25 protein-coding genes are annotated in these 26,839 nt (G+C 75.5%); 21 read left to right on the top strand and 4 right to left on the bottom strand.

Annotated elements, in window-relative coordinates; all coding sequences use genetic code 11:
* Window positions 1–37: 37 nt before the first annotated feature.
* Both AGRA3207_RS34445 and AGRA3207_RS34450 read left to right on the top strand, forming a co-directional pair.
* The gene (locus tag AGRA3207_RS34445) at window positions 38–2,065 is read left to right on the top strand and encodes a hydantoinase/oxoprolinase family protein (protein ID WP_231331395.1); all 2,028 of its coding nucleotides are present in this window, start codon (window positions 38–40) and stop codon (window positions 2,063–2,065) included.
* Window positions 2,062–3,921: a hydantoinase B/oxoprolinase family protein gene (locus AGRA3207_RS34450; protein WP_231331396.1), complete on the top strand. Its 1,860-nt coding sequence runs from the start codon at window positions 2,062–2,064 to the stop codon at window positions 3,919–3,921. The genes AGRA3207_RS34445 and AGRA3207_RS34450 overlap by 4 nt, the downstream gene beginning before the upstream one ends.
* On the opposite strand, the gene AGRA3207_RS34455 is transcribed toward AGRA3207_RS34450, so the two are convergent.
* Window positions 3,894–4,490, bottom strand: a complete 597-nt coding sequence (locus AGRA3207_RS34455; protein ID WP_420830826.1) for a uridine kinase family protein — start codon at window positions 4,488–4,490, stop codon at window positions 3,894–3,896. The two genes, AGRA3207_RS34450 and AGRA3207_RS34455, sit on opposite strands and share 28 nt — an antisense overlap.
* A 106-nt stretch (window positions 4,491–4,596) precedes the next feature.
* Here AGRA3207_RS34455 and AGRA3207_RS34460 point away from each other — a divergent pair, with 106 nt between their 5' ends.
* From AGRA3207_RS34460 to AGRA3207_RS34535, 16 genes are all read left to right on the top strand, one after another.
* A complete protein-coding gene (locus AGRA3207_RS34460) occupies window positions 4,597–6,000 on the top strand; it encodes an acyl-CoA synthetase (RefSeq protein WP_231331398.1) in 1,404 nt (467 codons plus the stop codon).
* Window positions 6,001–6,056: 56 nt separating this feature from the next.
* Window positions 6,057–7,220 (top strand): pyridoxal phosphate-dependent aminotransferase, encoded by a 1,164-nt coding sequence (locus AGRA3207_RS34465; protein WP_231331399.1) that lies wholly within the window; start codon window positions 6,057–6,059, stop codon window positions 7,218–7,220.
* Window positions 7,221–7,290: 70 nt separating this feature from the next.
* Entirely contained in the window at window positions 7,291–7,986 is a 696-nt protein-coding gene (locus tag AGRA3207_RS34470; protein WP_231331400.1) for an SseB family protein, read from the top strand.
* A 10-nt stretch (window positions 7,987–7,996) separates the two neighbouring features.
* Entirely contained in the window at window positions 7,997–8,740 is a 744-nt protein-coding gene (locus AGRA3207_RS34475; RefSeq protein ID WP_231331401.1) for a prepilin peptidase, read from the top strand.
* Between the two features lie 92 nt (window positions 8,741–8,832).
* Window positions 8,833–10,011, top strand: a complete 1,179-nt coding sequence (aroC, locus tag AGRA3207_RS34480; RefSeq protein ID WP_231331403.1) for a chorismate synthase — start codon at window positions 8,833–8,835, stop codon at window positions 10,009–10,011.
* Between the two features lie 19 nt (window positions 10,012–10,030).
* Window positions 10,031–10,537, top strand: coding sequence for a shikimate kinase (locus AGRA3207_RS34485; RefSeq protein ID WP_231331405.1), 507 nt, complete (start codon window positions 10,031–10,033; stop codon window positions 10,535–10,537).
* Complete coding sequence (gene aroB, locus AGRA3207_RS34490) at window positions 10,534–11,607, top strand: 3-dehydroquinate synthase (protein ID WP_231331407.1); 1,074 nt, start codon at window positions 10,534–10,536, stop codon at window positions 11,605–11,607. The genes AGRA3207_RS34485 and aroB overlap by 4 nt, the downstream gene beginning before the upstream one ends.
* A complete protein-coding gene (aroQ, locus tag AGRA3207_RS34495; RefSeq protein ID WP_231331409.1) occupies window positions 11,604–12,053 on the top strand; it encodes a type II 3-dehydroquinate dehydratase in 450 nt (149 codons plus the stop codon). The genes aroB and aroQ overlap by 4 nt, the downstream gene beginning before the upstream one ends.
* A gap of 106 nt (window positions 12,054–12,159) precedes the next feature.
* Window positions 12,160–12,825: an enoyl-CoA hydratase-related protein gene (locus AGRA3207_RS34500; RefSeq protein ID WP_231331411.1), complete on the top strand. Its 666-nt coding sequence runs from the start codon at window positions 12,160–12,162 to the stop codon at window positions 12,823–12,825.
* A gap of 55 nt (window positions 12,826–12,880) precedes the next feature.
* A complete protein-coding gene (locus tag AGRA3207_RS34505) occupies window positions 12,881–13,927 on the top strand; it encodes an LLM class F420-dependent oxidoreductase (RefSeq protein ID WP_231331412.1) in 1,047 nt (348 codons plus the stop codon).
* A 71-nt stretch (window positions 13,928–13,998) separates the two neighbouring features.
* Window positions 13,999–15,075, top strand: a complete 1,077-nt coding sequence (locus tag AGRA3207_RS34510) for a M24 family metallopeptidase (protein ID WP_231331413.1) — start codon at window positions 13,999–14,001, stop codon at window positions 15,073–15,075.
* 33 nt (window positions 15,076–15,108) lie between these two features.
* Window positions 15,109–15,666, top strand: a complete 558-nt coding sequence (gene efp, locus AGRA3207_RS34515; RefSeq protein ID WP_231331414.1) for an elongation factor P — start codon at window positions 15,109–15,111, stop codon at window positions 15,664–15,666.
* Window positions 15,666–16,082 carry a transcription antitermination factor NusB gene (nusB, locus tag AGRA3207_RS34520; protein WP_231331415.1) on the top strand — a complete coding sequence of 139 codons (417 nt, stop codon included), beginning with the start codon at window positions 15,666–15,668 and terminating at the stop codon, window positions 16,080–16,082. The genes efp and nusB overlap by 1 nt, the downstream gene beginning before the upstream one ends.
* Window positions 16,083–16,197: 115 nt before the next feature.
* A complete protein-coding gene (locus AGRA3207_RS34525) occupies window positions 16,198–16,983 on the top strand; it encodes a methyltransferase domain-containing protein (RefSeq protein WP_231331416.1) in 786 nt (261 codons plus the stop codon).
* A gap of 48 nt (window positions 16,984–17,031) precedes the next feature.
* Window positions 17,032–18,309, top strand: coding sequence for a DNA polymerase IV (locus AGRA3207_RS34530; protein WP_231331417.1), 1,278 nt, complete (start codon window positions 17,032–17,034; stop codon window positions 18,307–18,309).
* Window positions 18,310–18,443: 134 nt separating this feature from the next.
* On the top strand, window positions 18,444–18,833 hold the full coding sequence (locus AGRA3207_RS34535; protein ID WP_231331418.1) for a DUF3040 domain-containing protein: 390 nt from the start codon (window positions 18,444–18,446) through the stop codon (window positions 18,831–18,833).
* A gap of 148 nt (window positions 18,834–18,981) precedes the next feature.
* On the opposite strand, the gene AGRA3207_RS34540 is transcribed toward AGRA3207_RS34535, so the two are convergent.
* From AGRA3207_RS34540 to AGRA3207_RS34550, 3 genes are read right to left on the bottom strand one after another with little or no spacing between them, the layout of a single operon-like run.
* Window positions 18,982–21,435, bottom strand: a complete 2,454-nt coding sequence (locus AGRA3207_RS34540; RefSeq protein WP_231331419.1) for a transglutaminase TgpA family protein — start codon at window positions 21,433–21,435, stop codon at window positions 18,982–18,984.
* 8 nt (window positions 21,436–21,443) lie between these two features.
* Entirely contained in the window at window positions 21,444–22,742 is a 1,299-nt protein-coding gene (locus tag AGRA3207_RS34545) for a DUF58 domain-containing protein (protein ID WP_231331421.1), read from the bottom strand.
* A 4-nt stretch (window positions 22,743–22,746) separates the two neighbouring features.
* Window positions 22,747–23,691 (bottom strand): AAA family ATPase, encoded by a 945-nt coding sequence (locus tag AGRA3207_RS34550; protein ID WP_231336486.1) that lies wholly within the window; start codon window positions 23,689–23,691, stop codon window positions 22,747–22,749.
* A gap of 607 nt (window positions 23,692–24,298) precedes the next feature.
* On the opposite strand from AGRA3207_RS34550, the gene mraZ reads away from it, so the two are divergent.
* The 3 genes from mraZ (at window position 24,299) to ftsL (ending at window position 26,645) form a co-directional block, all read left to right on the top strand.
* Complete coding sequence (mraZ, locus tag AGRA3207_RS34555; protein ID WP_231331422.1) at window positions 24,299–24,730, top strand: division/cell wall cluster transcriptional repressor MraZ; 432 nt, start codon at window positions 24,299–24,301, stop codon at window positions 24,728–24,730.
* 296 nt (window positions 24,731–25,026) lie between these two features.
* Complete coding sequence (gene rsmH / locus AGRA3207_RS34560) at window positions 25,027–26,007, top strand: 16S rRNA (cytosine(1402)-N(4))-methyltransferase RsmH (protein WP_231331423.1); 981 nt, start codon at window positions 25,027–25,029, stop codon at window positions 26,005–26,007.
* Window positions 26,004–26,645, top strand: a complete 642-nt coding sequence (gene ftsL / locus AGRA3207_RS34565; protein WP_231331424.1) for a cell division protein FtsL — start codon at window positions 26,004–26,006, stop codon at window positions 26,643–26,645. Before rsmH ends, ftsL begins: the two co-directional genes overlap by 4 nt.
* The last annotated feature ends 194 nt before the right edge of the window (window positions 26,646–26,839 follow it).

Raw genomic sequence — 26,839 nt, forward strand, 5'->3', positions numbered from 1 at the left:
GGTTCCCCAGGTCGCCGCGATCCTGTAGACCGTTGTCATGGGACGGCGGCTGCGGATCGGGATCGACACGGGCGGGACGTTCACCGACGTCGTCGCGCTGGACGAGGACACCGGCGAGATCGTCACGACCAAGACGCCGTCCACGCCCGCCGACCCGGCCGAGGGCTTCGCCGACGGCGCGGCCAAGGTGCTGCGCCTGGCGGGCGCGGGCCCGGGGGACGTGGCGGCGCTGGTCCACGGCACGACCGTCGCGACGAACCGGCTGCTGGAGGACCGCGTCGGGGACCTGGGGTTCATCACGACGGAGGGCTTCGAGGCCGTCCTGGAGATCGCCCGGCAGAGCGTCCCGGACGGCTACGGCAACAGCTACTTCTGGGTGAAGCCGCCGAGGATCGTCCCGGTGCACCGGGTGCGGGGCGTCGGCGGGCGGCTCGACCACACCGGCGCGGAACTGCGCCCCTTCGACGAGGAGTCCGCGGTCGCGGCGGCGCGCTGGTTCCGCGGGGAGGGGATCCGCGCGATCGGGGTGTGCTTCCTGCACTCCTACGCCGACCCGTCGCACGAGCTGGCGATGCGGGAGGTGCTGCGGCGCGAGCACCCGGACGCGGTGGTGTCGCTGTCGTGCGAGGTGCTGCGCGAGTACCGCGAGTACGAGCGGTCGGTGACGACGCTGGTCGACGCGGCCGTCAAACCGGCGATGAACGGCTACCTGGAGCGGATCGCCGGGCGCGTCGCGTCCCGGCTGCTGGTGATGCAGAGCAACGGCGGCGTGCTGTCGGCCGCGGAGGCCGCCCGGCGGCCCGTCACGACCGTGCTGTCCGGCCCGGCGGCGGGCGCGCTCGGCGCGGCGTTCGCCGTCGGCGGGTCGGTCGTGACGCTCGACGGCGGCGGGACCTCCACCGACGTCGCGGTCGTCGTGGACGGTGAGCCGGCCCTCACCACCGAGGGCGTGGTCGGCCGCCACCCCGTGAAGATCCCGATGATCGACGTGGTCACGGTCGGGGCGGGCGGCGGGTCGGTCGCCTGGCGGTCGCCGGAGGGGGCGCTGAAGGTCGGGCCGCGCAGCGCCGGGGCCGACCCCGGCCCGCTCTGCTACGGGCGCGGCGGCACCGAGGTCACCGTCACCGACGCGCACGCGGTCCTCGGCCGGATCCCGCCGCACCTGCTCGGCGGTGAGGTCCCCCTGGACGTGGACGCCGCCCGCGCCGGTCTCCGGGTGCTGGCGCAGGCGCTCGGGCTGGACGTCGAGCGCGCCGCCGCCGGGATCCTGGAGATCTCGGCGTGGAACCAGGCCAACGCCATCCGGCGGATCACCGTCGGGCGCGGGCTGGACGTCCGCGACTATCCGCTCGTCGCGTTCGGCGGGTCGGGGCCGCTGCTGGCCTGCCGGCTGCTGGACGTCCTCGGCCTGCCGTCCGCCGTGGTCCCGGCCGGCCCGGGGAACCTCTCGGCGTTCGGGCTCCTCACCGTGGACGTGCGGAGCGACCACGTCCGCACCCGCGTCGTCCGCGACGCGGAGGCCGACCCGGACGCGATGGCGAGGGTGTTCGCGGACCTGGAGGGGGAGGCGGCGGAGGCGCTCGCCCGCGAGGGCTTCGGCGACGACCGGCGCTACGCCCGCTCCGCCGACCTGCGCTACCACGGGCAGGCGTCCGAGGTCCGCGTCCCCGCCCCCGGCGGCCCGCCGGACGAGGCGTTCCGCGCCGAGGTGGTGCGGCGCTTCCACGACGCCCACGAGGCCCTGTACGGGTACTGCCACCGCGACGACCCCCGGCACCCGGTCGAGTGGGTGAACCTGCGGGTCTCGGGCATCGGCCCGATCACCCGGCCCCGCCCGCGGAGGCGCCCGCCGGGCGACGGCGACCCGTCCCGCGCCCGCACCGGCGCCCGGCGGGTCCACTTCGGCTCCTGGGAGGACGCGGTGGTCTACCGCAGGGACGCGCTCGCGCCCGGCGACGTCGTCGAGGGCCCGGCGGTGATCGAGGAGTTCGGCTCCACGCTGCCCCTGCACCCCGGGTTCCGGGCCGGGTGCGACGGCCTCGGCAACCTGGTGGTGACCCGGTGACCCCGGCCGCCGGCCCGGTGCTGCTGGAGATCGTCGAGGGCACGCTCGCGTCCGTCGAGCGGGAGGTCGAGACCGCCATCGCCCGGACGGCCCGCTCCCCGATGATCCGCGACGCGCACGACTTCCGCGCGGGCGTCCACGACCGGCGGCTCCGCAAGCTGACCGGGCGCTCGTACTCGGCGCTGGTCGACCCGGTCGCGCGGGACTTCCCGCCCGGGACGATGCGCCCGGGCGACGTGTTCTTCCACAACGACGTGTACCTGTCCGAGGGCGGCATCGGGCACCTGCCCGACCTGTGCGTCACCGTCCCGGTGTTCCACGGCGGCGAGGTCGTCGCGTTCGTCCAGGCGTTCGGCCATCACGACGACATCGGCGGCGCGGTGCCCGGGTCGATGCCGAGCCGCGCGCGCAGCGCCTTCGAGGAGGGCCTGATGGTGCCGCCGATCAGGCTGTGGGACCGGGGCGTCCCCAACGAGGCCGCCCTCGCCATCATGACCCGCAACTCCCGGATGCCCGACTCCCTCGCGGGCGACCTGGACGCCGAGTGCGCGGCGTGCCAGATGGGCGCCCGCCGCCTCGGCGAGCTGTTCGCCCGCTACGGGCGCGGCGCCGTCGAGGCGTGCTTCGACGCCCTCATCGACCGGACGACCGCGACGTTCCGCCGCGAGCTGCTCGCCAAGATCCCCGACGGGACGTTCGTCTGGGAGGACTACGCCGAGCACGACGGGGTGGACCCGCCGCGCCTGCACGCCCAGCGCATCACGCTGACCGTCGACAAGTCCGCGGACGTCCCCCTCGTCATCGACTTCACCGGGACGTCCCCGCAGGCCAAGGGGCCCATCAACCACGCGGGCGACTACGCGGGCGGGGCGTTCCTGAAGAAGTGGCTGGCGCCGGTCCTGCGCAACCTCGCCGACAGCCCCGAGCGGGCCGCCGAGCTGGACGTCAACGAGGGCGTGGTGCCCCTGGTGGAGATGCGCTTCCCGGAGAAGGGCACCCTGCTCACGCCCGTCTTCCCCGCGCCGACGAACGCGCGCACGTTCGTGATCCTGCGGCTGCTCGGCGTCCTCGCGGGCGTGCTCGCCAAGGCGACCGGCGGCCGGATGCCCGCCGACCAGGAGACCATCCGCTACACCGGCGTCCACGGCGTGGACGACCGCGGCCCGTACCTGATGCGGGAGGTCCTCGGGGGCGGCTCGGGCGGCCGCTACTACGCCGACGGGGAGGACACCATCCACATCGTCCCCGACTCGCGCAACATCCCGGTCGAGTTCGCCGAGGCCCGCTGGCCGTTCGTCGTCGAGCACCTCGGCCTCGCGGTCGACTCCGGCGGGCCGGGCGAGCACCGCGGCGGCCTCGGCTACGACAAGCGGCTGCGGATGCTCCGCGACGCGCACTTCATGTCGATCGCCGACCGGTCGATCCTGTCGTGCTGGGGCGTCAACGGGGGACGCGCGGGCCGCCCGTTCCGGGTGGACGTCGACGGCGAGGAGATGGACGGCCTCGTGGACGGCCACCCCGTCCGTGCCGGGCAGGTCATCCGCATCCGGACGACGGGCGGCGGCGGATGGGGCGACCCCCTGGACCGCGACCCCGCCCGCGTCGCCCGCGACGTCCGGGACGGCAAGGTCTCGCCCGGCGGCGCCCGCGACGACTACGGCGTCGTCCTCGCGGGAGGATCCGCAGACGCCGAGGCCACCGCGGCGCTGCGCGCGCGCCTGCGCGCCGAGCGCGGGCCCGCCCCCTTCTTCGACCGCGGCCCCGGCTACCCGCTGCTGTCGGGCGGCGCCGCGTCCGCCGACGTGGACGCCCTCGGCCCGCCCGCCCCTCAGGCGCCGCCCGGCCCCCGGACGTAGGCGCGGAAGCGGTGCGGGGTGAAGCCGGTGCCGTCCACGAGCAGGTCTGCCCGCGCCTTCGTCCCGTCGGCGGAGAAGAGGTCCGCCTCGCGGGCCGACCAGGCGTCCCAGGCGGCCGCGTACCCGGGGCCGTCGCGGTCGAGCGCGCGGGCGCGCCGCAGCTCGCGGGGGGCGTCGATCCAGATGCGGAAGGCCGCGGGCGACCCCGCCCACGCGGCGCCGACACCCTCCACGATCAGCACCGGCGCCGGCGGGACCTCCTCCTCGGGGCCGTACCGATCGCGGTGCCAGTCGTAGCGCCGCAGGAGCGCGGGGCGGCCCTCCCGCAGCGGCGCGAGCACCGTCTCCTCCAGGGGCCGCCACCAGGTGAGCGGGTCGGCGTCCCACGGGACGCGGAAGTCGTCCGAGCGGATGACCGGGGCGCCGAGCAGCACGGCCGCCAGGTACCCGGCGAAGGTGGACTTCCCCGCCCCGCTCGGGCCGTCGACGGCCGCCAGCCGCGCCGGCCCGCAGCTCGGCGGCAGTGTGAGCAGCCGCGCGGCCAGAGCGGGATGGGTGAGGGTCGGCACGCACGGCATACTTCCAGGTGACCGATCGCCGCCGGAGGACGCCGTGCCCGGCCCGCCCGGCGGCACGGTCGCGCCATGACCGGGACGGACGGGAGAGGGGCGAGCGATGGACCTGCTCGGGGGGACGGGCGGCCCGGTACGGGTCGCGGGCCGGGAACTCGGCCGCGGCGAGCTGTTCGGCCGGGCGTCGGCGGTGGCGGCGGAGATCCGCGGCGCGGGCGCCGCCGCCGTGCACGCCACGGCGAGCCTGGAGACGGTCGTGGCGGTCGTCGGCGGCCTCCTCGCGGGCGTCCCTGTGGTGCCCCTCCCGCCCGACTCCGGCCCCGACGAGCGCGCCCACATCCTCGCCGACTCGGGCGCCGGCCTCCTGCTGGCCGCGCGCGGCACCGGGACGGGCGCCGGGACCGGCGGCCCGCCGCTCGTCCCGGTGGACGACCTGCCCCCCGCCGGGCCGCACGCGGAGGAGGCCGTGCCCGGCGACGCGACCGCGCTGATCCTCTACACCAGCGGCACGACGGGCCCGCCGAAGGGCGTGCCGATCTCCCGGCGGGCGATCGCGGCCGGGCTGGACGCGCTGGCCGAGGCGTGGGCGTGGACCCCCGGCGACGTCCTCGTCCACGGCCTGCCCCTCTTCCACGTCCACGGCCTCGTCCTCGGCGTGCTCGGGCCGCTGCGCGTGGGATCGCCGCTCGTGCACACCGGGCGGCCGAAGCCCGAGGCGTACGCGGCGGCGGCGCACGACCACGCCGGGACCCTCTTCTTCGGCGTCCCCACCGTGTGGTCGAGGACGGTGGCGGACCCGTCCTCCGCGGAGGCCCTGCGCGGGGCGCGGCTCCTCGTCTCCGGCAGCGCGCCCCTCCCCGTGCCCGTCTTCGAGAGGCTCGCCGAGCTCACCGGGCACCGGCCCGTCGAGCGGTACGGCATGACCGAGACCCTCATCACGATCAGCGCGCGCGCCGACGGCGACCGGCGCCCCGGATGGGTCGGCACCCCGCTCCGCGACGTCGAGACCCGCCTGGTGGGCGACGACGGTGGCACCGTCCCGCCGGACGGGGAGACGCCCGGGGAGCTGCACGTCCGGGGCCCGCAGCTGTTCAAGGGGTACCTCGGCCGGCCCGGGGACACCGCCCGGTCGTTCGCCCCCGGCGGCTGGTTCCGCACCGGCGACATCGCGTGCGCCGACGCGGACGGCCGGCACCGCATCGTCGGCCGCGCCTCCACCGACCTCATCAAGAGCGGCGGCTACCGGATCGGCGCGGGCGAGGTCGAGAACGCGCTGCTCGCGCATCCGGGCGTCCGCGAGGCCGCCGTCGTCGGCACGCCCCACGCCGACCTCGGCGAGCAGGTCACCGCCTACGTGGTCGCCGACGGCGTCGGGGAGCGGCAGCTCATCGACTTCGTCGCCGGGCGGCTGTCGGTGCACAAGCGCCCCCGCGTGGTGCACCTGGTCGGCTCGCTGCCCCGCAACGCCATGGGCAAGGTCGTCAAGACCCGCCTCGGCGAGGACTGACGCCCGCCGCGCGGGACGGACGCCCGGCCCGCGCCCGGGCGGGTTACGCTGACCGCGTGGATGAGCCTCTCGTACCGCGTATGCAGGAGTTCGGCGAGACGATCTTCGCGGAGATGTCGGCGCTCGCCGTGCGGACCGGAGCGATCAACCTCGGCCAGGGGTTCCCCGACGTCGCCGGGCCCGAGGCCATGCTGGAGGTCGCCGTCGAGGCCATCCGGGCGGGCGAGGACCAGTACCCGCCCGGCCCCGGCCTGCCGGAGCTGCGCGAGGCGGTCGCGGCGCAGCGGCTCGGGCGGTACGGGCTGGAGTACGACCCGGCGTCGGAGGTGTTCGTCACCGTGGGCGCCACCGAGGGCGTCGCGGCGTCCGTCCTCGCGCTGGCGGGGCCCGGCGACGAGGTCGTCGTCTTCGAGCCGTACTACGACTCCTACGCCGCCGTGATCGCGCTCGCCGGGGCGGTGCGCCGGCCCGTCACGCTCCGCCCGGCCGGGGGCCGCTTCACCTTCGACCCCGACGAGCTGCGCGCCGCCGTCGGCCCCCGCACCCGGCTGATCCTGGTGAACTCGCCGCACAACCCCGCCGGGACCGTCTTCACGCGCGCGGAGCTGGAGACGATCGCCGGCCTGTGCCGCGAGCACGACCTCACCGCCGTCACCGACGAGGTCTACGAGTACCTCACCTTCGACGGCGCCGAGCACATCCCCCTCGCCACCCTCGACGGGATGCGCGAGCGGACGGTGTCGGTGTCGTCGGCCGGCAAGACGTTCTCGGTCACCGGCTGGAAGACCGGCTGGGTGACCGCCCCGGCCCGGTACGTCCGGGCCGTCCAGACGGTGAAGCAGTTCCTCACCTTCGCCGTCAGCGCCCCCTACCAGCGGGCCGCCGCGTACGCGCTCGGCAACGAGCTCGCCTGGGTGGAGGAGCTGCGCGCGTCGCTCCAGGCCAAACGCGACCGCCTGGTCAGCGGCCTGGAGGCCGCCGGGTTCGCCGCGTACCGCCCGCAGGGCACCTATTTCGTGCAGGCCGACATCCGCCCCCTGGGCTTCGACGACGGCATGGACCTCGCGCGCGCCCTGCCCGGCAAGGCGGGCGTCGTCGCGATCCCGACGCAGGTGTTCTACGACCACGCCGAGGCCGGGACGCACTTCGTCCGGTTCGCCTTCTGCAAGAAGGACGAGGTCATCGACGAGGCCGTCGCCCGGCTGGCCCGCCTCGGCTGACGCCGCCCGGTGACCGGGAGTATCGGTGATGCCACCCACGGCGGTCGCCGGAGGCTATAGCCTTCCTGCCGTGTCCGGACTGACCATTCCCGAACCCCAGTTCCCCGGGGACGACGGCGCCGCCGACCCCCGGCTGTGCGAGGCCCTCGCCGGGTACGCCGCGGGACGCGTCGGCGAGCACGCGGTCCTGCGCCGGCTCCAGGGCGCCCGGCTGCTCGTCCCGGTCGTCGCCGTCCTCACCGAGGAGGAGCCGGCCGCGCCCGGCGGCCTGCGCCGGGAGAAGTCGAGCGACATGGCGCTGCCCACCCTCGTCGGCGAGGACGGGCGGCGGGGGGTCCCCGGATTCACCTGCGCCGAGACCATGCGGGCGTGGCGGGCCGACGCCCGCCCGGTCGCGGTGCACGCCCGGCAGGCGTGCCGCGCGGCGCTCGACGAGGGCGCGCACGCCCTGGTCGTGGACGTCGCCGGGCCCGTCCCGTTCGCCGTGGACGGGCTGCGGCTGCACCTGCTCGCCGAGGGCAGGCCCGTCCCTCCGCCGCACGAGGACCCCGACGTCCTCGCCGCCGTCGAGGCCGCGTTCGGCTCCGAGCAGGCGGTCAGCGGCGTCCGCGTCACCGCGGGCACCGCCGCCGAGCTGGCGGTCCGGTTCGCCGTCGTCCCGGGCCACGACGAGCGGCTCACCGTCCAGCGCGTCTCCGACCGGCTCGCCTCGCTGCTGCGCGGCCGGATCGTCGGAGGCGTCGAGCTGAGCGTCGTCCGCCGGTAAGGTCGGCGTCGTGGACGCCTCCGACGCTCCCGCTCCCGACGCCCCCGTCCCCGACACCGCCGCTCCCGACACCCTCGCCCCCGACGCCGCCGCCCCTGACGCCGCCGCCCCCGACGTCCCCGAGGCCCTCGGCACCCGGGCCGCCTCCGTGGACCTGCCCGCCGAGCCGCCCGGCGAGTCCTGGTCGGTGCACGCGGCCTGGGCCGTGCCGCTCCGCCGGCATCCGGTGCCCGTCGCACTGCTGTGCGCCGCGGTCCTCGCCGCCCTCGCGTGGCGGATCGGCCCCCGTCCCGAGCTGCCCGCCTTCCTGTGGCTCGGCCTCGCCGGAACCCTCCTCGGCATCGTCGACGCCACCCTCAAGCGCCTGCCCGAGCCCCTCACCCTGCCGTCCTACGCCGCCGGTGTGCTGCTGCTCGGCGCCGCCGCGTCGTTCACCGCCGACGGCGGCGGCCGGTTCGGGCACGCGCTGTACGGCATGGCCGGGCTCGGCGCGTTCTTCGGCGTCCAGTGGCTGCTCCTGCCCGAAGGGGCCTACGGGTTCGGCGACGTCACCCTGGCCGGCCTGCTCGGCATGCACCTCGGCTGGCTCGGCTGGAACGCCTGGATCCTCGGCGTCGCCGCCACGTGCGTCCTCACGCTGGCCGTGGCGCTGGGCCTGCTCGTCACCCGCCGCGGCGGCCGCAAGACCCAGATCCCGTACGGCTCGTTCCTGCTCGCCGGCACGCTCGTCGCGGTGCTCCTGCACGGCCCCTGACGCGCCTCCGCCCGCCGCCGCCCGCGCGGCGCGGGCTCTCAGATGGTGGACGCGGTCACGGGGCGTGCCGGGGAGTCAATAGGATCTGAGCCATGCTGCGCTGGTTGACCGCGGGTGAGTCCCATGGCCCGGCCCTGTCCGCGATCGTGGAGGGCCTGCCGGCCGGTGTGCGCGTGACCTCGGCGGACATCGCCGAGGAGCTGCGCCGCCGGCGGCTCGGGTACGGGCGCGGGGCCCGGATGAAGTTCGAGCAGGACGAGGTGCGGATCCTCGGGGGCGTCCGGCACGGGGTGACGCAGGGCGGGCCGGTCGCGATCGAGGTCGGCAACACCGAGTGGCCCAAGTGGGAGACGGTGATGTCCGCCGACCCCGTGGACGCCGACGTCCTCGCCGCGCAGGCCAGGAACGCCCCCCTGTCGCAGCCCCGGCCCGGCCACGCCGACCTGGTCGGAATGCAGAAGTACGGCTTCGACGACGCCCGGCCCGTCCTGGAGCGGGCGAGCGCGCGGGAGACGGCGGCGCGGGTCGCGCTCGGGACGGTCGCCAAGGCGTTCCTCAAGCAGGCCGTCGGCGTCGACGTCCTCAGCCACGTGATCGCGCTCGGCGAGGTCGAGGCGCCGGAGGGCGCGCTGCCCGGCCCCGGTGACCTCGGACGGGTCGACGCGAGCCCCGTGCGCTGCTTCGACCCCGCCGCGTCCGAGGCGATGGTCGCGCACATCGAGGAGATCAAGAAGGCCGGCGACACGCTCGGCGGGGTCGTGGAGGTCCTGGCGTACGGGCTGCCGCCCGGCCTCGGCAGCCACGTCCACTGGGACCGGCGGCTCGACGCGCGGCTCGCCGGGATCCTCATGGGCATCCAGGCGATCAAGGGCGTGGAGCTCGGCGACGGGTTCACCACCGCCCGGCGCCCCGGGTCGCGGGCGCACGACGAGATCGACGCCACCCCCGCCGGGATCCGCCGCCGCACCAACCGGGCCGGCGGCGTCGAGGGCGGCATGACGACCGGCGAGGTGCTGCGGGTGCGGGCGGCGATGAAGCCGATCTCGACCGTCCCGCGGCGGCTGGACACCATCGACGTCAGGACCGGCGGGCCCGCCAAGGCGATCAACCAGCGCAGCGACGTCACCGCCGTGCCCGCGGCCGGCGTCGTCGCCGAGGCGATGGCGGCGCTGGTGCTCGCCGACGCGGCGCTGGAGAAGTTCGGCGGCGACACCGCCGAGGAGACGGCCCGCAACCTGCGGGGCTACGTGTCCTCGCTGACGATCAAGTGATCCTCCGAATCGAGTGGACATGACGCGACCGAAGGCCGTCCTCATCGGGCCGCCGGGCTCGGGCAAGACCACGGTCGGCGCCGCGCTCGCCGAGCGGCTCGGCGTCCCGCTGCGCGACACCGACGCCGACGTCGAGGCGGCGGCGGGCAAGCCGATCGGCGACATCTTCGTCGACGACGGCGAGGACCGCTTCCGCGAGCTGGAGCGCGCGGCGGTCGCCGCCGCGCTGGCCGGGCACGAGGGCGTGCTGGCCCTCGGCGGCGGCGCCGTCCTCGCGGCGCGGACCCAGGAGCTGCTCGCCGGGCACACCGTCGTCTACCTGCGGGTCGGGCTGGCGGAGGCGATCAACCGGGTCGGGCTGGCGTCGGCGCGGCCGCTGCTGGTGCTGAACCCGCGCGCGCAGATGCGCAGGCTGCTGGAGGAGCGGCTGCCCATCTACGAGCGGCTCGGCACCCTGCACGTCGACACCGACGGCCGCGAGCCCGCGGAGATCGTCGAGGAGATCGTCGAGGAGATCGGCACATGAGCGGCTCGCGGATCCACGTCGGCGGCGCCGGCCCCTACGACGTGGTCGTCGGGACGGGCGTCCTCGGCGAGCTGCCCGCGATGGCGGGGGAGGGCGCCCGCGCCGCCGCCGTCGTCCACGCCGAGGGCCTCCCGGAGATCGCCCGGCCGGTGTGCCGGGCGCTGGAGAAGGCCGGGCTGACCGTCCACGCCTTCCCCGTCCCCGACGGCGAGGCCGCCAAGGAGATCGGCGTCCTCGCCGGGCTCTGGTCGGGCTTCGCCGCCGCCGGCATGACCCGCACCGACGTGGTCGTCGGCGTGGGCGGCGGCTCCACCACCGACCTCGCCGGGTTCGCCGCCGCGTCCTGGCTGCGGGGGGTGCGGGCGGTGCTCGTCCCGACGACCCTGCTCGGCATGGTGGACGCGGCGGTCGGCGGCAAGACCGGCATCAACATCCCCGAGGGCAAGAACCTCGTCGGCGCGTTCCACCCGCCGGCGGGCGTCCTGTGCGACCTCGCCACGCTGGTCACGATGCCCCGCGAGGACTACATCAGCGGCCTCGCCGAGATCATCAAGGCCGGGTTCATCGCCGACCCGCGGATCCTGGAGCTGGTCGAGGCCGACCCGGCGGGCGCCGCGTCCCCGGACGGCCCGCACACCCGGGAGCTGGTCGAGCGCGCCGTCCAGGTCAAGGCGGACGTGGTGTCGGCCGACCTGAAGGAGAGCGGCCTCCGCGAGATCCTCAACTACGGCCACACCCTCGCCCACGCCATCGAGAAGGCCGAGGACTACCGGTTCCGGCACGGCCACGCCGTCGCCATCGGCATGGTCTACGCCGCCGAGCTCGCCCGCCTCGCCGGGCGGCTCCCCGCGGCGCTCGTCGAGCGGCACCGCGCCGTGCTCACCTCCGTGGGCCTGCCGGTCTCCTACGGCGCCGACTGGCCGGGGCTGCGCGCCACCATGACGATCGACAAGAAGGCGCGCGGCACGACGCTCCGCTTCGTCGTCCTGGACGGCCTCGCCAGACCCGGGCGCCTGGAGGGCCCGGCCGAGGACCTGCTCGCCGCCGCCTACCGGGAGGTCTCCCGATGACCCGCGTGCTCGTCCTGAACGGGCCCAACCTGCGCCGCCTCGGGATCCGCGAGCCCGACGTCTACGGCTCGGCCACGTTCGAGGACCTGGAGGCGCTCTGCCGCGACGCGGGGCGGCGCCTGGACCTGCACGCCGAGGTGCGGCAGACCGACGACGAGGCGGAGATGATCCGCTGGGTCCACGAGGCCGCCGACGAGCGGCTGCCCATGGTGGTCAACCCCGCCGCGTTCACCCACTACTCCTACGCCCTGCGGGACGCGCTCGCCCAGCGCACCGCCCCGCTCATCGAGGTGCACATCTCCAACCCGGCGGCGCGGGAGGAGTTCCGGCACACCTCGGTGGTCGCCGGCGTCGCCACCGGCACCATCGCGGGCTTCGGCCTGTCCTCCTACGTCCTCGCCCTCCAGGCGGTGGCCGACCTCGTCGCGCGGGAGAAGTCCTCCTGACACCGTGACACCGGGGGCCGGCCGCCGCCGCTCCCGGACGGACCGCGCCGCGGCCGTCGTTACCAGCTAGTAGGGTCGGTCCCGGGAACGGATGAAGGAGACCTTCGTGATCGACCTCCAGCGTGACGGGGACGTGTTCGTGCTGCGGTTCGAGGCGGGCGAGAACCGTTTCGGCCCGGAGTTCCTCGACGCCGTCGAGGACGCCCTCGACACCGCGGAGAAGAGCGGCGGGCCGCGCGCCCTCGTCACGACCGGGACGGGCCGGTTCTACTCCAACGGCCTGGACGTGGAGTGGCTCGAAGGCAACCAGGACAGGATCGAGGACCACCTGCGCCGCGTCCACGGCCTGTACGCGCGGCTTCTGGCCCTGCCGATGCCGACGGTCGCCGCCGTCAACGGGCACGCGTTCGCCGCGGGCGGGATGCTCGTCCTCGCGCACGACTTCGCGGTGATGCGCGAGGACCGCGGGTACTTCTGCCTGCCCGAGGTCGACCTCGGGATGGGCTTCACGCCGGGGATGTCGGCGCTGATCCGGTCGCGGCTGCCCGCGGCCGCCGCGCACGAGGCGATGCTCACCGGCCGCCGCTACACCGCCGAGCAGGCCCGGGACGCGGGGATCGTCCAGCACACCGCGGCCGAGGACGGCGTCCTGCCCGCCGCGGCCGGGCTCGCCGCGTCGATGGCGGGCAAGGACGGCGCGGTCGTCGGGAGGATCCGCGCCGGGATGTACCGGGAGGCGCTGGAGGCGCTGCGCGGGCCGGTGTTCCCCTGACACGGGCCCTCGGCTACCGTCGGCTGAACCGGATTCGGTCGAGGAGGGATGCGGCATGCGCATCGGTATGGCGCTGAAGTACTCGGACGGCTTCACGGAGGCCGTCGAGGAACTGGCCGACTTCGAGAAGGCCGGACTCGACATCGTCTACGTTGCCGAGGCGTACGGCTTCGACGCGGTGAGCCAGCTCGGCTACATCGCCGCCAAGACCGAGCGGGTGGAGATCGCCTCCGGCATCCTCAACATCTACTCGCGGACGCCCGCCGCGCTGGCGCAGACCGCCGCGGGCCTGGACCACGTCTCCGGCGGGCGGTTCACGCTCGGCATCGGCGCCTCCGGGCCGCAGGTCGTCGAGGGGTTCCACGGCGTCCCCTACACCGCGCCCCTCGGCCGTACCCGGGAGGTCATCGAGATCTGCCGGAAGGCGTGGCGCCGCGAGGTCCTGCGGTACGAGGGCCGCCACTACACGCTGCCGCTGCCGGCGGACCGCGGCACCGGCCTCGGCAGGCCACTGAAGATCATCAATCGCCTGGTGCGGGCCGACATCCCGATCCTGGTCGCCGCGATCGGCCCGAAGAACGTCGAGCTCACCGCGGAGCTCGCCGACGGCTGGGAGCCGATCTTCTACCTGCCCGAGCGGGCCGCGGACGTGTGGGGGCCGTCCCTCGCCGCGGGCCGGGCCCGGCGCGACCCGTCCCTCGGCGACCTGGACGTGGTCGGGCAGGCCCCGCTCGCCATCGGCGAGGACGTCCAGGGGCTCCTGGAATTCGGCCGCCCGATGGCCGCGCTCTACATCGGCGGCATGGGCGCCAAGGGCAGGAACTTCTACAACGACCTGTGCCGCCGCTACGGCTGGGAGAAGGAGGCCGAGGAGATCCAGGACCTCTACCTGGACGGGAAGAAGGACGAGGCCGCCGCCAGGGTCCCTGACGAACTGCTGGAGAAGATGTCCCTCATCGGCCCCGAGGGGCACGTCCGCGAGCGTCTCGCCGCGATGCGCGAGTCCGGCGTCACCACGCTGAACGTCACCCCGATCGCCGGTGACCACGCGGGCCGCCTCGCGCTGATCGAGAAGATCCGGGAGATGGCCGACGCCCTGTGAGGGCCGCGGGACGGGCGCGGCGGCCGGACGCGGCCGCCGCCGGGCGCCGGGCACCGCCTAGAGTCCTGTCCATGGGTGAGTCGCACATCGGACGGCGCCGCCGGCTGGCCGCGCTCGTCGCGGAGCGGGACGCGGACGCGCTGCTGGTCACCCGGCTGGTCAACGTCCGCTACCTGACCGGCCTCGACAGCTCCAACGCCGCGCTGCTCGTCCCGTCCGAGGGCCCCGCCGTGCTGGCGACCGACGGGCGCTACGCCCGGATGGCCGCCGAGGTCTGCCCCGGGCTCCAGGTCGTCGTCGACCGGCAGGCCGCCGCCGCGCTGGCCGCCCTCGCCGAGGGCACCGGCGCCAGGCGGCTCGGGTTCGAGGCCCACGACCTCACCGTCGAGCGCCACGAGGAGCTCAAGGCCCGGGCGGACGTGACGTTCACCGACCTCGGCCGTCCCGTGGAGGACCTGCGCCGCGTCAAGGACGACGAGGAGATCGCGCTGCTGCGGGAGGCGTGCGCGATCACCTGCCGCGCGTTCGACGACGTCCTCCCGGAGATCCGCGCCGGCGTGACCGAGCGGGCCGTCGCCATCGCGCTCGAACGGCGGATGGTCGACCTCGGCGCCGAGGGGCCCGCGTTCGCCTCGATCGTCGCCTCCGGCCCGAACGGCGCGATCCCGCACCACCACCCGGGCGGCCGCGAGCTGCAGCCCGGCGACCTCGTGACCCTGGACTTCGGCGCGCTGTACGGCGGCTACCACGCCGACATGACCCGCACCGTCGCGATCGGCGAGCCCGCGCAGTGGCAGCGGGAGGTGTACGACCTGGTCCGCGAGGCGCAGCGCGCCGCGGTCGAGGCCGCCGTCCCGGGCGCCGAGACCAAGGCCGTCGACGCCGCCGCCCGCGACGTCATCACCGCCGCCGGGTACGGCGAGGCGTTCACCCACGGGCTCGGGCACGGCGTCGGCCTGGAGATCCACGAGGCTCCGCTCATGGGGTACGACCGGACCGGTAGGCTGGTGGATCGGGTTCCGATCACGGCGGAGCCGGGGGTCTATCTCGCGGGCCGCGGCGGGGTCCGCGTCGAGGACACGCTGGTGGTCCGCGCGGACGGCCCGGAACTCCTCACCACGACGACCAGGGACCTGCTCGTTCTGTAGAGCGCGCGGGACCGCGACCGGGAGAATGACGCAGTGGCGACGACGAACGACCTCAAGAACGGCATGACGCTGAACCTCGACGGCCAGCTGTGGACCGTCCAGGAGTTCCAGCACGTCAAGCCCGGCAAGGGCGGCGCGTTCGTCCGCACCAAGCTCAAGAACGTGCTGTCGGGCAAGGTCGTCGACAAGACCTTCAACGCCGGCACCAAGGTCGACGTGGCCAGCGTCGACAAGCGGGAGATGCAGTACCTCTACCGCGAGGGCGAGGACTTCGTCTTCATGGACACCGAGACCTACGACCAGCCCCACATCCCCGCGGGCGTCGTCGGCAGCGCCGCGGACTACCTGCTCCCCGAGCAGAACGCGGTGATCGCCTTCAACGAGGAGAACCCGCTGTACGTCGAGCTGCCCGCGGCCGTCGTCCTGCAGATCACCGAGACCGAGCCCGGCCTGCAGGGTGACCGCTCCACCGGCGGGAGCAAGCCCGCGACGCTGGAGACGGGCGCGCAGATCCAGGTGCCCCTGTTCATCACCACCGGCGAGAAGGTCAAGGTCGACACCCGCTCCGGCGAGTACCTCGGCCGCGGCTGATGGCCGCGAGGACCAAGGCCCGCAAACTCGCCCTGGACATCCTCTTCGCCGCCGAGCTGCGGGAGGAGGAGCCGTCCGCGGTGCTGGAGGCCCGGGGACGGCCCAACCAGGACGAGCTCGCCGAGTACCCGCACGCCGTCCGGCTGATCGAGGGCGTGCAGGAGCACCGCGAGCGGATCGACGAGCTGATCGCCACCTACGCCACCGGCTGGACGCTGGAGCGGATGCCCGTCGTCGACCGCAACATCCTGCGGATGGGCGCCTTCGAGCTGCTGTGGGTCGGGGACGTGCCGGACGGCGTCGCGGTCGCCGAGGCGGTCGGGCTGGCGACCGAGCTGTCCACCGACGAGTCCCCGCGCTTCGTCAACGGGCTGCTGTCGCGCCTCCAGCGGCTCAAGCCCTCGCTGTCGCTGTAATCCCGCGCCTCGGCGGCGCCGGGCAGGGCCGCGGGCTTCCCGGGTCCCGTCGCCGGTGCCCTCCGCAGCGGCTTCGCGCCCGGTCCGGGGCGGGAGACGGCTAGGGTGGGCGGGGATGAGCGACGTTAAAGGAGTGGCCGTGGACGGGCGGCAGCAGAAGCGGCCGCGAGGCGGCGGCCGGGTGCGCAGCGCCGTCCTGTGGGACGCGCTGCGCACCGTCCTGGACCGTATCGCCCCCGAGGACGGCCCCCGCGACGTCGTGGACGTGGGCGGCGGCACCGGCGGGTTCGCGGTCCCGCTCGCCGAGCTGGGCCACCGCGTCACCGTGGTCGACTCCAGCCCCGACGCGCTGGCCGCGCTGGAGCGCCGCGCCGCCGAGTCCGGGGTGCGGGTCCGCTCCGTCCAGGGCGACGCGGTCGACCTGCCCGACCTGCTCGGCCAGGACACCGCCGACCTGGTGCTGTGCCACAGCGTGCTGGAGTACGTCGACGACCCCGCCGCGGCGATGGCGGCGCTGACCGGCACCGTCCGCCCGGGCGGCTCGGTCAGCCTGCTGACCGCCGGGCAGGTCGCGGCCGCGCTGCACCGCGCGATCGCCGGGCACTTCGACGACGCCCGCCGGGTGCTCACCGGCACGTCCGGGCGGTGGGGCGAGGGCGACCGGATGCCCCGCCGGTTCACCCGGGAGACGCTGTCGTCGCTGGTGCGCGGCGCGGGGCTGCGCGTCGCCGAGCTGCACGGCGTCCGGATCTTCGCCGACCTCGTGCCGAGCGGCCTGGCCGACGCCGACGCCGACTCCGCCGAGGCGCTGATCGCGCTGGAGTCCGTCGCGGCCGTCCACCCCGTGCTGCGGGACCTCGCGACCCAGCTGCACCTGGTGGCCGACAAGCCGGTCCCGTGAGCGGGACCGCCGGGGGCGCGCGTGCGGCCGTCCCCCGAGGGAGGCCGCGTGAGCCGCAAGCAGCAGCTGCACCGGCCGGGCCCGCAGCCCGGCCCGCCGGCCGACGACACCGGCTGCGCGATCCTGCACGTCGACATGGACGCGTTCTTCGTCAGCGTGGAGCTGCTGGAGCGGCCCGAGCTGCGGGGCCGCCCGGTCGTCGTCGGGGGTGCGGGGCCGCGCAGCGTGGTGTCCGCCGCGTCCTATGAGGCGCGCAGGTTCGGGGTCCACTCGGCGATGCCGATGTCGCGGGCGCTGCGGCTGTGCCCGCAGGCGGTGGTCCTGCCCGTCGGCGGCGCCGACTACGCGCGGGTGTCCGCGGCGGTGTTCGAGATCTTCCGGTCGGTGACGCCGCTGGTGGAGCCGCTGTCCCTGGACGAGGCGTTCCTCGACGTGGCGGGCGCGGTGCGGCGGCTCGGCCGGCCCGCGGAGATCGCCCGGCAGATCCGCGAGCAGGTCCGCGCCCAGCAGGGCATTACCTGCTCGGTCGGCGTCGCCGGGACGAAGTTCGTCGCGAAGCTGGCCTCCACCCGCTGCAAGCCCGACGGCCTCCTCGTCGTGCCCGCCGACGGCGTCGTGGGGTTCCTGTACCCGCTGCCCGTCGCGTCGCTGTGGGGGGTGGGGGAGCGCACGGAGCAGACGCTCGCGCGGCTGGGCCTGCGGACGGTCGGGCAGCTCGCCCAGGTGCCGCCCGCGACGCTCCGGCGGGAGCTGGGCAACGCGGCCGGTGCCCATCTGCACGAGCTGGCGTGGGGCCGCGACCCCCGCCCCGTCGTCCCCCACACCCCCGACAAGAGCATCGGCGCCGAGGAGACGTTCGACACCGACGTCGACGACCCCGAGGTGATCCGCCGCGAGCTGCTGCGGCTGTCCGAGCGGGTCGGCGCCCGCCTGCGCCGGTCCGGGAACGCGGGACGGACGGTGAGCGTCAAACTCCGGATGGCGAACTTCAAGACGATCACCCGCGCGCGCACGCTCCGCGAGCCCACGGATCTCGCGCGTGTGATCTACATCACAGCCTGCGAGCTCTATGAGGGGGCCGGGCTGGATCGGGTACGACTCCGTCTGGTCGGGGTCCGGGTGGAGAACCTGGGTCCCGCCGACGAGGCCCCCCGTCAGCTGGCCTTGGACGAGCCGGAAAACGGCTGGCGCGAGGCCGAACGCGCGATGGATCAGGTGGCGGACCGGTTCGGCCGGGGCGCCGTCCGTCCCGCCGCGCTGATGCGTCCCGCGGACGGGCGGGACGCGGGTGACGGCGGTGGCGCGACGCGAGAAAGGGGTCGGTGAGGTGACCGGCAAGGGACCCTCGGTCGGCTGTTCGCTTCCGCACGCTCGTCGGGGCTCGTATTCTGGGCATATCACCGTTGAGGTTCCCGTCCTGCACCGGATACCCCGTCGCGGGGCTGTCGTTGGGAGGCGCCGTGCCGCTCTCTGAGCACGAGCAGCGCATGCTCGAACAGATCGAGTCGGCGTTGTACGCCGAGGATCCGAAGTTCGCTCACGCGGTCCGTTCCACGAACCCCCAGGTCCACTACAAGCGCAGGATCGTCAAGGCGGCCCTCGGCTTCGTGCTGGGCGTCTGCGCCCTGATGGCCGGCCTGGTGATCAACGCGGGGACGGCCACGATCGCGGTCAGCGTGACCGGCTTCCTGCTCATGGTCGTCTGCTGCGTGTGGGCGCTGACGAGCTGGAAGCGCATGACCGGCATCGGCAACGAGCCGGCCAAGCGGGGCCGCCAGGCCCGTCCCGCCAAGGCGGGGTTCATGGAGCGCATGGAAGAGCGCTGGCGTCGCCGCACCGAAGGCGACTGACCGGGACCCCGATCGGCTCCGACCGTCCTGGCCCGCCCGGCGGGCCAGGACGCGACGCTTTCAAGGGCGGGACCGCCCCGGCGGCCCCACCCTCGCCCCGCCTCCTCCCGCCGCGCGGGTGTGATCTTCGTCTCTCCCGTGCCGCGTGTCAGCGGCGCCGAAGCCGCGCCGGAAGCCCGTTCAGCCACTCGGTCAGCTCCGCCGCGCGGCCGCCAGCGGAGCGCAGCGTGCCCCGCGCCTCCGCCAGGGTGGACGGCGGCAGCAGGCGGGCGCGCCAGCGGGCCCGCCGGCCGACGGACGCGGCGAACGCCTCCCGGACCGTCCGCACGTCGGCGCGCAGCCGCTCCGGCGGCGCGGGCGGCAGGGACCGCGAGTAGCGGGCCAGCTCCTCGGCGCGGGCGATGCGGCCGAGGGCCTCCGAGCCCGCCGCGTCCAGCTCCAGCAGCTCCCCGAGCCGCCGCGCGGCGGCGCGCGGGGTGTCGCTCGGCGGCCAGTCCAGCCCGTGGTCGAGCGCGTCGGCGCGCATCTCCCGCCAGGCCGCGTGCGCGGCCCCCGCGGGATCGGTGGCCGCCGGGGCGCGCGGCCCGGCGGGTCCCGCGGACGGCGGCGGGACCAGCACCGCCCAGCGCCGCCGCCGGGTGAGCAGCCGCAGCAGCATCGGCACCGCCATCAGCAGCCCCACCAGGAGCGCGCCGGCCAGCCACGGCGCCGCGGAGAACCCGCGTCCGTCCTCCTCCGCGCCGACCGGGGCGCTCTCCGGCCCCTCGTCGTCCTGGCGGTGCCGGGGCCCGGCGCCCGCCGTCGCCGTCGGGTCGTCCTCGGGGGAGTCCGACGACGGGATGTCGGACGAGCCGTCGCTCTGCTGCGAGCCGCCCGGCACCGCGGGCTGGCTGTAGACCGGCGTGGTGGCCGTCCCCTGCCCGGACGAGCCCGAGGGCGTCGGCTCGAAGCGCACCCATCCGGAGCCCGCGAAGTACAGCTCCGGCCAGGCGTGCGCGTCACGCGAGCGCACCGTCCACTCGCCGGGCCGCGTCTCGGTTCCGGGTGTGTAGCCCATCGCGACCCGCGACGGGATGCCGAGGATCCGCGCCAGCAGCGCCATCGCCGCCGCGTACTGCTCGCAGTAGCCGCGCTTGCTGTGCAGCAGGAAGTCGACGAGGTCGCTGCCGTGCTGCGGCGCCGGCGCGGCCAGGTCGTAGACGAAACCGCCGGTCTGGGTGAACCAGCGCTGCAGGCGGACCGCCTGCCCGTGCATCGTCGACGCCCCGGCGGTGACCTTCTGGGCCAGCGCCCTGACCTCCGGCGGGACGTTCCGCGGGACCGCGGTGTACCGCGAGGCGATCTCGGCCGGATAGGGGAAGCCCCCGGCGGACGCGAGGTTCGCCGCCGTCGGCTGCGCGCGCAGGCTCCGCACGGTGAAGGAGCGCCCGCCCGCGGAGTCGCGCAGCGAGTACACCATCAGCGACGCCGGGTGCACCCGCCAGTCGCCCTTGATCGACACGCGGGAGGGGGCGTACGGCACCGGCAGGAACGTCATGTTCCGGACCTCGGGGCGCACCCGCACCCGCGTCGTCACCTCGTGGGCGGGGGCGACCTCCAGGCCCGGCGGCGCGGGGATGTCCCGGTCCGACAGCCGGTCCTTGGAGCTGCTCTTCAGGGCCGTGTACGTCCACCGGTCGCCGTCGAACCGGTCCAGGGCGTACAGGCGCAGGTAGTCGGGGCCCGCCGGGTCGTCGGAGCGGTAGGTGAGCACCACCGAGTCGTCCACCCGGGTCAGCTCCCGCTTCAGGCTGACGAGCGGGTCGGGCGTCGTCACCGTCTGGGTGCCGCCGCCGGAGCCCTCGCCCAGGCCGAACATGCCGCGCGGGTGGATGCCCGGCACCGCCATCGGCAGCGCCACGGCCACCGCGACCGCGCCGGCCCCGATCCGGCGGCCGCTGGCGGCGAGGGCCGCCCCGTCCGCGCGCGGCCGGGGCTCCTCCGGCGCCTGCGCCCCGGCCATCGGGACGTCCCCGGCCCGGCGCCGCGCGGTGACCGTCCGGCCCCAGCCGCCGACGCGCTCCCGGGCGTCGGCCATCAGCAGGGCCAGGAAGCCGGCCGCGCCGACGCCGAACGCGATCCAGCCGACCCCGTCGTCGCGGACCGCCGCGGGCACGCTGTACATCGCCAGCAGCGGCAGCCCGGCGGGGGCGGCGCGGCGCAGCCGCACGGCCAGCAGGTCCACCAGCGTCGCGACGGCGCCCACGCCCGCGGAGGCCAGCAGCGCGATGCCCGGGACGAGCGGCACCGGCGCCGCGTACCGGTTCGCCGCGTCCCAGCCCTCCGCCGCGAGGTCGGAGAGGTAGCGCAGCGACGCGGGCGACGGCACGACCCACAGCCACGCGCTGTCCCGGGCGTACACGGCGGTGAGGTAGACCAGCAGCGCGGCCAGACCGGCGAGCGGGCTGACGACGGCCGGCAGCCGGAACCGGCGCGCCAGCAGCCCCCCGCCCGCGACGGCCAGCACCGAGCCGAGCCCGGCCCAGAACCAGCCGTTGCTCTCGAACAGCGGGTACAGCCCGGCGGACCCGGCCAGCGTGGCCAGCCCCGCCATGAGCGTCATCCGGATCCTCACGAGGCGCCTCCGGCGAAGTGCTCGGCCCGGCCCGCCTGGGACCAGGCGGCGGCCAGCTCCGACGCCGACCGCACGGTCAGGACCCGCCAGCCTCCGGCGCGCAGCAGTCCCGCGGCGGCCTCGGCCGCGGCGCGCGCGGCGTCCGCCGCGTCCCCCGCCGGCGCCGCGCCGTCCTCGGGCGCGGCCACGCCGACCAGGACCGCGACGCAGGTCGCCGTGCCGCGCCGTGCCGCGGCCACCGAGCGCGCCTCCTCCGCCGTCAGCGACCCGAAGACCGCGACGACCAGGCCGTCGCCCTCCCGGCCGCTGCCGAGGGAGCCGCGCAGCTCCGCCAGCCCCTGCGTGAGGGCCGGGTTCCTCGACAGGTCGCAGACCGCGAGCCGGTCGAGCAGCAGCCCCTCGAAGGCGCCGTCGACCGAGGCGACCGCGCGCAGCACCTCGCCGGCGTCGGTGACGTAGCGCAGGCTCATCCCCGTCCGCCCCAGGTGGACGCCGATGGACGCGGTGACCGACACGCCCTGCTCGAACGAGCCGCCAGGCCCGTCGCCCCAGTGCGCGCCGCGGCGCGTGTCGAAGAACAGCGTGCCGCTGCTCTGCCAGTGCTGCTCCTCGCGCCGCACCATCAGCTCGCCGTGCCGCGCGGTGGACCGCCAGTGCACGCGGCGCAGGTCGTCGCCGTGCCGGTACTCGCGCGGGGCGACGTCGTCCTCGCCCGCCGCCGACACCGCGCGGGCGACGCTGTCGCCGCCGCCCGTCCAGGCGCCGGCGAGCCGTCCCGCCGGGAGCGGCACGATCGCGGGCGTCACCGTGAGCCGGTCGGACAGGCTGAACGAGCGCACCAGCTCCACCATCCCGAACGGGTCGGCGAGCCGGACGGTCAGCGGCCCCACGCGGTAGCGGCCGCGCACGTCCGAGCGGATCCGGTAGCCGAGCTCGCGGGACCCGCGCGGCTCGATGCGGTCGAGCACGAACCTGGCCCGCCCGCCGAGCGTGTAGGGGACCTGGTCCTCCACCATCAGCAGCCCGCTCGGCAGCCGCGACACGTTCTCCAGCCGCAGGTCGACGCGGGCCTCGTGGCCCACCGGCAGCCGCCCGGGCGCGAGCCGCCGCGCGCACGCGAGCCGGTACCGCGTGCGCGACACCGCGAGGGTGGACAGCAGCGGCAGCACCAGGACGAGCACCCCGGCGCGCAGCAGGTCGCGCTCGCCGAGGACGAACGCGCAGACGATCGCGGTCGCACCGGCGGCCACGAAGGACCGCCCGCGGGTGGTGAGACCGGCCAGCGCTCGCCTCACCGGGTCACTTCCGGGGGGAGGGGACCGGCAGCCGGCGCACGAGGTCGGCGACGACCTGCTCGGGACGGCGGCGCTCCACCTGCGCCTCCGCGGTCGGCAGCAGCCGGTGGGCGAGGACCGGGACGGCCAGGTCCTGGATGTCGTCGGGGACGACGTAGTCGCGCTCGTCCAGCGCCGCGTACGCCCGCGCCGCCCGCACCAGGTGCAGGGTGGCCCGCGGCGACGCGCCGAGCCGCAGCTCGGGGTGGGCGCGAGTGGCCGAGACCAGCTCGATGGCGTACTGCCGGACGGACTGCGCCACGTGCTGGTGCCGCACCACCTCGATGAGGTCGCGGACGTCGGCGGCGTGCGCGACCGGGGACAGCCGGTCCAGCGGCGACGCCTGGCCGTGCGCGTCGAGCATCTCCAGCTCGGCGGCGGGGTCGGGGTAGCCCATCGAGATGCGGGCGGTGAAGCGGTCCCGCTGCGCCTCGGGCAGCGGGTAGGTCCCCTCCATCTCCACCGGGTTCTGCGTGGAGATCACCATGAAGGGGCGCTCCAGCGCGTAGGTGGTGCCGTCCACCGTGACCTGGCGTTCCTCCATGCACTCCAGCAGCGCCGACTGCGTCTTCGGGGACGCGCGGTTGATCTCGTCGCCGACGACGATGTTGGCGAACACCGGCCCGGGCTTGAACTCGAACTCGCGCAGCTCCTGGTTGTAGGCGCTCACCCCGGTGATGTCGCTGGGCAGCAGGTCGGGTGTGAACTGCACCCGCCGCACCGAGCAGTCGACCGAGCGCGCGAGCGCCTTGGCGAGCATCGTCTTGCCGACCCCGGGCACGTCCTCGATGAGCAGGTGCCCCTCCGCCAGCAGCACCGTCAGCGCGAGCCGGACGACCTTGGGCTTGCCCTCGATGACCGACTCCACCGCGTCCCGGATCTTGTTGGCGACCTGGGCGAGCCCGTCCAGGCCGCGGTCCGGCCCCGGACGGCCGGTGCCGTCGCGCGGGGAGGAGTGCGGGGATGCCGGGGGGTCGGCCTCTTTGAACGACTCGCCATGCGTGCCTACTGCCACCAAACCCTCCTCAGCCGTCCCGGCCGGTGTGGTGTGCCTGAAGGCCCCTGACGGGGCCCGCCCCCCGAACGAAGGGGGCCGGCCTTTCCGGCGAGCCGGTACGGCGCTTATTAAGTGCCCGCCCAACCGACAGTACGTTGTCGGAACGCCCATCGCGATGTTCATGCGGAACGCGAGCCCATTGTGCTCCACAGAGATCGCGGTCACAGCCGGAAGAGCGCACCGCGCCACTTCCCTCCACCCCGGCCGCTCCCGCCGCGGCGGCGTTGCGCGGAGTGGCGTCCGCGGCCCGTTCTGTTCCGTGCTGCCACCGCGCCCCGCGGACGCGGCACGCGGAGGGGCCCCGGCGCACCCCACTCCACACCACCCCTTCTGACCTGCGTCTTTCTAGACGAACTGATCGTCGGAAGGGTGTTTTTCTTGTTGACGGTGGGGAAGAGTGGAGTAGAGTGGGGCGCCGTGGGGAGCAGTAGCGCCCCATGCGGCGCGGGAGGTGGGGCCGGTGTTCCTCGGCACCCATTCGCCGCGTCTCGACGACAAGGGACGACTGTTCCTGCCGGCGAAGTACCGCGAGGAGCTGTCGGGGGGATTGGTGATCACGAAGGGCCAGGAACGCTGCCTGTACGTCTTCCCCATGGCGGAGTTCCAGCGCATCACCGAGGCTCTGCGCGCCGCGCCGGTCACCGAGAAGACGGTCCGCGCCTACAGCAGGGTCTTCTTCGCCAGCGCCTCCGACGAGGTCCCCGACAAGCAGGGCCGCGTCACCATCCCGCCACCGCTGCGGGCCTACGCGGGCCTTTCCCGCGACTGCACGGTCATCGGTGCCAACACGCGTCTGGAGATCTGGGACGCGCGCGCCTGGGAGTCCTACCTGGAGCAGGAGGAACAGGCGTTCTCCGACGTCTCGGAGGAGGTGTTGCCAGGGATCCTCTGAGAATCGACTCGTCGGTCCGTTGACCGGCACTGGCCCACGTTCGGCCAGGTCTCCAGCCGCTCTCCGAGCCAGCTGGCGCAGCTTCCCCGGTGCCAGACGGCGACCCCCCGCGCGACAAACGCGGTGTTCTTCCTCTAGGGCAGCGGATGGGGACCTGGCCGGGCGAGGCCGCCGCCGGGGGACACAGGGACGGCCCGTCCCGGGGGGCAACGGGGGTCGCCCTCCGCAGGCGGCAGGTCCGGTCCGGCGATGCCACGCAGTCCGCGAGCGAGTGGCAGCACAGCAGGGGGTGAACCATGGACGTGGGAGACCACGCGGCCGAGGCCGGTCACATACCGGTCATGCTCGGTCGCGTCCTGGAACTTCTCGCCCCCGCGGTGGACGCCGTCACCGGCCGCGACCCCGTCTATCTCGACGCCACCCTCGGCATGGGCGGGCACGCCGAGGCGATGCTCGCGGCCCATCCGCGGCTGCGCCTCATCGGCCTCGACCGCGACACCACCGCGCTGGAGCGCTCCGCCCGCCGGCTCGCCCCGTACGGCGGCCGCGCGACCCTGGAACACGCCGTCTACGACGAGATCCCCGCGGTGCTCGGCAGGCTCGGGGTCCCCGTGGTGGACGCCGTCCTGTTCGACCTCGGCGTCTCCTCCCCGCAACTGGACGAGGCCGACCGCGGCTTCGCCTACTCCTACGACGCGCCGCTCGACATGCGGATGGACCGCACGCGGGGGCGCACCGCCGCCGAGGTGGTCAACGGCTATCCCGCCGCCGACCTCGCGCGGATCCTGCGCGAGTACGGCGAGGAGCGCTTCGCCCAGCGGATCGCCTCGGCGATCGTCCGCGAGCGCGAGCGCGCCCCGCTGGACTCCACCCGCCGCCTCGCCGACCTCGTCCGCACGGCCATCCCCGCCGCGACCCGCCGCACGGGCGGCAACCCCGCCAAACGTACCTTCCAGGCGCTGCGCATCGAGGTCAACGGCGAGCTGGACGCCTGGCGCCGGGCGCTGCCCGCGGCCCTCGGCGCACTCCCGGTCGGCGGCCGCGTCGCGGTCCTGGCCTACCACTCCCTGGAGGACCGCGTCACCAAGCAGGTCCTCGCCGCCCAGGCGGCCGACACCACCCCTCCGGACCTGCCCGTCCCGCTGCCCGAGCACGAGCCGCGCTTCCGGCTCCTGACGCGCGGGGCCGAGCTGCCGTCCGACGAGGAGACCACGACCAACCCACGGGCCGGATCGGCGCGGTTGCGCGCCGGCGAGCGCGTCCGGGAGGCGACATGACCACGACGACCGGACGACCGCCGGCTGCCCCGCCCGCAAGGAAGGCGCCGGAGAAGAAGGCACCGGAGAAGAAGGCGCCGGCGAGGCCCGCCGGGGGAGCCGCCGGGGCCGCGCGGGCCACGCCCGCGAAGGCCGCGCCCGTCAGGCCCGAACCCGCGCCCAAGGCGAAGGAGACGGCGAAGGCGCCGGCCGCGGGCGCCCGCAAGGCGGGACGCGCCGCGAGGCAGGCCCCGCCGCGCGCCCCGTTCGTGCTGCTCATCTGCGGGCTCCTCGGCGGCGCGCTGGTAAGCCTGCTGCTGCTCAACACCGTGCTCGCCAAGGACGCCTTCACCCTGACGCGTTTGCAGCAGAGCAACAAGATGCTCGAACAGCAGCGTCAGGCGTACGAGGAGGAGATCGCGCGCGAGGACTCCCCGCAGTCGATCGCCGGCAAGGCCAGGAACCTCGGCATGAAGCCGCGGGAGGGGATGGCGTTCGTCGACGGCGACACCGGCCGGACCAGCGGCCCGAGCCTGCGGCCGGTGCCGCACTCGGCGGCGGCGTCGGCGGGCGCGGCGAGCGTCCTCGGCATCCCCGGCACCGTCGTCCCCGGCGATCCGCGCGCCCACGGCGCCCCGGCGGGGACGGACGCGCCGTGAGGGCCGGCGGCGCCCCGGGGGAGCGGGTGGCGCGGTGACGAAGCGCCCGGGACGCGGGACCGCCGGGCGTCAGACCGGCGGCCCGCGCCCGTCCGGGGGACGGGCCGACGGAGCGGGCCGCGCGGGCAAGAAGGGCGCCGGGCCCCGCCGTCCGGGCCGGGGCGCCGTCCCTCCGTCCCGCAAGGGCACCACGG

The organism is Actinomadura graeca (assembly GCF_019175365.1).
GTDB classification, from domain to species: domain Bacteria; phylum Actinomycetota; class Actinomycetes; order Streptosporangiales; family Streptosporangiaceae; genus Spirillospora; species Spirillospora graeca.

Coding starts and splice junctions, on each gene's coding strand:
- AGRA3207_RS34485 (WP_231331405.1), top strand. CDS start 10,031: ATGACGCGACCGAAGGCCGTCCTCATCGGGCCGCCGGGCTCGGGCAAG.
- AGRA3207_RS34525 (WP_231331416.1), top strand. CDS start 16,198: ATGAGCGACGTTAAAGGAGTGGCCGTGGACGGGCGGCAGCAGAAGCGG.
- aroB (WP_231331407.1), top strand. CDS start 10,534: ATGAGCGGCTCGCGGATCCACGTCGGCGGCGCCGGCCCCTACGACGTG.
- nusB (WP_231331415.1), top strand. CDS start 15,666: ATGGCCGCGAGGACCAAGGCCCGCAAACTCGCCCTGGACATCCTCTTC.
- rsmH (WP_231331423.1), top strand. CDS start 25,027: ATGGACGTGGGAGACCACGCGGCCGAGGCCGGTCACATACCGGTCATG.
- AGRA3207_RS34510 (WP_231331413.1), top strand. CDS start 13,999: ATGGGTGAGTCGCACATCGGACGGCGCCGCCGGCTGGCCGCGCTCGTC.
- AGRA3207_RS34505 (WP_231331412.1), top strand. CDS start 12,881: ATGCGCATCGGTATGGCGCTGAAGTACTCGGACGGCTTCACGGAGGCC.
- AGRA3207_RS34460 (WP_231331398.1), top strand. CDS start 4,597: ATGGACCTGCTCGGGGGGACGGGCGGCCCGGTACGGGTCGCGGGCCGG.
- AGRA3207_RS34540 (WP_231331419.1), bottom strand. CDS start 21,435: ATGACGCTCATGGCGGGGCTGGCCACGCTGGCCGGGTCCGCCGGGCTG.
- ftsL (WP_231331424.1), top strand. CDS start 26,004: ATGACCACGACGACCGGACGACCGCCGGCTGCCCCGCCCGCAAGGAAG.
- aroC (WP_231331403.1), top strand. CDS start 8,833: ATGCTGCGCTGGTTGACCGCGGGTGAGTCCCATGGCCCGGCCCTGTCC.
- AGRA3207_RS34445 (WP_231331395.1), top strand. CDS start 38: ATGGGACGGCGGCTGCGGATCGGGATCGACACGGGCGGGACGTTCACC.
- aroQ (WP_231331409.1), top strand. CDS start 11,604: ATGACCCGCGTGCTCGTCCTGAACGGGCCCAACCTGCGCCGCCTCGGG.